Raw genomic sequence first — 3,055 nt, 5'->3', positions numbered from 1 at the left:
GCTTGATGTAGGGCATCAGCTCGCGCAGAGCGCCCGCGAGCTCGTTAGCCCGCCCGGGTCCCGGCCAGGATGGACTCATGAGCCAGGTCCGCCGCGTCGTCGTCGACACCGACACCGGCATAGACGACGCGCTCGCCCTGCTCTACCTCGCGGGCCGCCCGGACGCCGAGATCACCGCCGTCACCTCGGTGTTCGGCAACTGTGCCGAGGAGGACGCCGCGCGCAACATCGGCTACGTCACCCGGCTGCTCGGCCTGGAGGTGCCGATCGCCCGCGGCGCGGACCGGGCGCTGTCCGGGCGCGCGCCCGCCGCCGCAGGCGCGCACGGCGCCGACGGTCTCGGGGACCGGGGCTACGACCGCCCGCTGCCGCAGGTCACCGGGGAGTCGGGCGCCGAGCTGCTGGTACGGCTCGCCCGCGAGCATCCCGGCGAGCTCGACCTGCTGGCGCTCGGCCCGCTGACCAACCTGGCCCTGGCCCTGCGCAGGGCTCCCGACCTGCTCACCGGCTACCGCTCGGTGGTGATGATGGGGGGCTCGGGTCCCCGCACCGGGCCGGGCCGGGCGCTGACGGCCGACACCAACATCGTCAACGACCCGGCGGCCGCGCGGACGGTCCTGTCCGCTCCCCGCAACGAGCTGGTGGCGGTCGGCGTCAACGTCACCGGCGTGACGGTCCTGGACGAGGCGGCCCTGGGCCCGCTGCGCGCCGCCGGCACCGCCCGCGCCCGCTTCGCCTGCGAGATCCTGGACGCCTACCTCGACTCCTACCGGGGAAGGTGGGGGCGCCGGGCCGTCCCGCTGCACGACCCGCTGGCGGCCGGCATCCTGCTGGACCCGGGCCTCGCGACCGCGTCCGCGACCGGCCCGGTCCGCGTGGTGGGCGACGGACCGCTGGCGCGCGCGCACCTGATGCGCGTCCGGGCCGGGCAGGCGCCGCGCTCGCCCCGCTGGAGCGTTCCGGACACCAGAGTGATCATGGAGGTCGACTCGGCCCGCTCCGTCGCCGGCTTCATCGAGGTGCTGACCCGATGACCGCCGGAGCCCGGTAAATCGGTAACGAGCCCCATAACACCGTGATAGGGGTTTTTTGGCACATCCCTCGGCGCGGCACGGCCAATACCTTGACAGCACCCCTCACAAGGAGTGCGTATGTTCAGTCGAGGTTCCCTCCTGGCCGGAGCCGCCACCGTCGCCCTGTACATGGTCTCCAGCCTGGCACCCGCCGCCGCAGCGCCCGCTCCCCTCGCCCCCAAGCCGCCGTCCCCCTCGGTCATCGACGCCCTCCAGCGCGACCTCGGCCTCACCGCCGAGCAGGCCGTGGCGCGGCTGGCCAACGAGGAGCGCGCCATGACCACGGAATCCGCCCTGAGCGGCGCGCTCGGCGACAAGTACGCCGGCGCCTGGCTCAACGGCGACGCCTCCCAGCTCCTCGTCGCCACCAGCGACGCCTCCACCGCCGACGCCATCAAGGCCAAGGGCGCCCAGCCCGTGGTCGTCAGCCGCACCCTGGCGCAGCTCAACGCGGTCAAGGACCAGCTCGACCAGGCTCCGGCGCAGGCGAAGGCCGGCGCCTCCCTGTGGTATGTCGATCTGCCGACCAACACCGTCGTGGTCCTGGCCGCGCAGCAGGCCGCGGGCGAGGCCCTCGTGGCCGCCGCCGGCGTGGACAAGGACGCGGTCCGCGTGACGGTCTCCGCCGAACAGCCCAAGCCCTTCATCGACATCATCGGCGGGAACGCCTACTACATCAACGGCACCACCCGTTGCAGCATCGGCTTCTCCGTCACCAAGGGGAGCACGCCCGGCTTCGTCACCGCGGGCCACTGCGGCAGGGCCGGCGCCTCCACCACCAACCCGACCGGTACCTTCCAGGGCTCGTCGTTCCCCGGCAACGACTACGCCTGGGTCGCCGCCCCCGGCAACACCCCCAGGCCCTGGGTGAAGGGGTCCGGCGGCGCCAACGTCGTCGTCCGCGGCTCCACGCAGGCCGTGGTCGGCTCCTCGATCTGCCGCTCCGGTTCCACCACCGGCTGGCGCTGCGGCACCATCCAGCAGCACAACGCCAGCGTGACCTACCCGCAGGGCACGGTGAGCGGCCTGACCCGCACCAGCGCCTGCGCCGAGCCGGGCGACTCCGGCGGCTCGTTCATCTCCGGCAGCCAGGCCCAGGGCATGACCTCGGGCGGCTCCGGCAACTGCAGGAGCGGCGGCACGACCTACCACCAGCCGGTCAACGAGGCCCTGTCGGTCTACGGCCTCACCCTGACCGTCGGCTGATCATCCTCCTCACCACCTCGTCCTGACCCGTCCTGACGAGCACCCCCCAACGGCCGAGGAGGTCTGACAGAAGTGTCAAGGATCATCCGTCTCACCGTCGCCTTCGTCCTGGGACTCGCCTTCCTGGCGACGGCGCCGGCCGCCCAGGCCGCCGGGAACGGCACGCAGCAGGCGTCCGCGGTGCGCGTGCTCCGCTACGACGCCAGCCGGGCGGCCGAGTTCCGCTCGGCCGTGGACCAGGCGGCACAGATCTGGAACTCCAGCGTGGTCAACGTGCGCCTGGTGGCCGGCAGCCCGGCGGACTTCGTCGTGCTGGCCGACAACGGCTGGCCCCGCGCCCAGCCCACCGGTCTGGGCCGCGGCACCGTGTGGATCGGCAGGCAGGCGACCGCTCAGGGCCACAACCCGCTGCGCATCTCCGCCCATGAGATCGGCCACATCCTGGGACTGCCCGACCGCCGCACCGGCCGGTGCAGCGACCTGATGTCCGGTGCGAGCGCGGGTGTGAGCTGCACCAACCCCTATCCGAACGCGGCCGAGAAGGCTGAGGTCGAGCGGAACTTCGCCGGCTCCACCCCGGTCATCGACTTCGGCGAGATCTACGTCGACAGTCCCGAGGCCGCCCTGCCGTAGCACCGGGAGGATCCGTCCGGCCCGGCCGGCCGCCTCACCGGGCCGGCGGATCCCACCCCTCCCCCACGAGAGCCCGGCGACTCCCCCCGAGGGAGGCCGGCGACGTCGAGCCCCAGCTGTAGGTGAGATGTGGACGACCCTCG

The 3,055-nt window shown here is 73.2% G+C and carries 3 protein-coding genes; all 3 read left to right on the top strand.

The features are described from left to right. Positions 1-77 precede the first annotated feature (77 nt). The 3 genes from ACWDS7_RS47600 to ACWDS7_RS47590 all read left to right on the top strand — a co-directional run bounded on the left by ACWDS7_RS47600 (position 78) and on the right by ACWDS7_RS47590 (position 2,912). A complete protein-coding gene (locus ACWDS7_RS47600) occupies positions 78-1,034 on the top strand; it encodes a nucleoside hydrolase (RefSeq protein WP_451934691.1) in 957 nt (318 codons plus the stop codon). A 117-nt stretch (positions 1,035-1,151) separates the two neighbouring features. Then, positions 1,152-2,279: a S1 family peptidase gene (locus ACWDS7_RS47595; protein WP_306869302.1), complete on the top strand. Its 1,128-nt coding sequence runs from the start codon at positions 1,152-1,154 to the stop codon at positions 2,277-2,279. Positions 2,280-2,351: 72 nt separating this feature from the next. Next, positions 2,352-2,912, top strand: a complete 561-nt coding sequence (locus ACWDS7_RS47590; RefSeq protein WP_451934690.1) for a snapalysin family zinc-dependent metalloprotease — start codon at positions 2,352-2,354, stop codon at positions 2,910-2,912. Positions 2,913-3,055: the final 143 nt, after the last annotated feature.

This window comes from Streptosporangium sp. NPDC003464, assembly GCF_053588315.1.
Note: the sequence above shows the minus strand (reverse complement) of the source record. Positions and strands in the feature narration are given on the sequence as shown.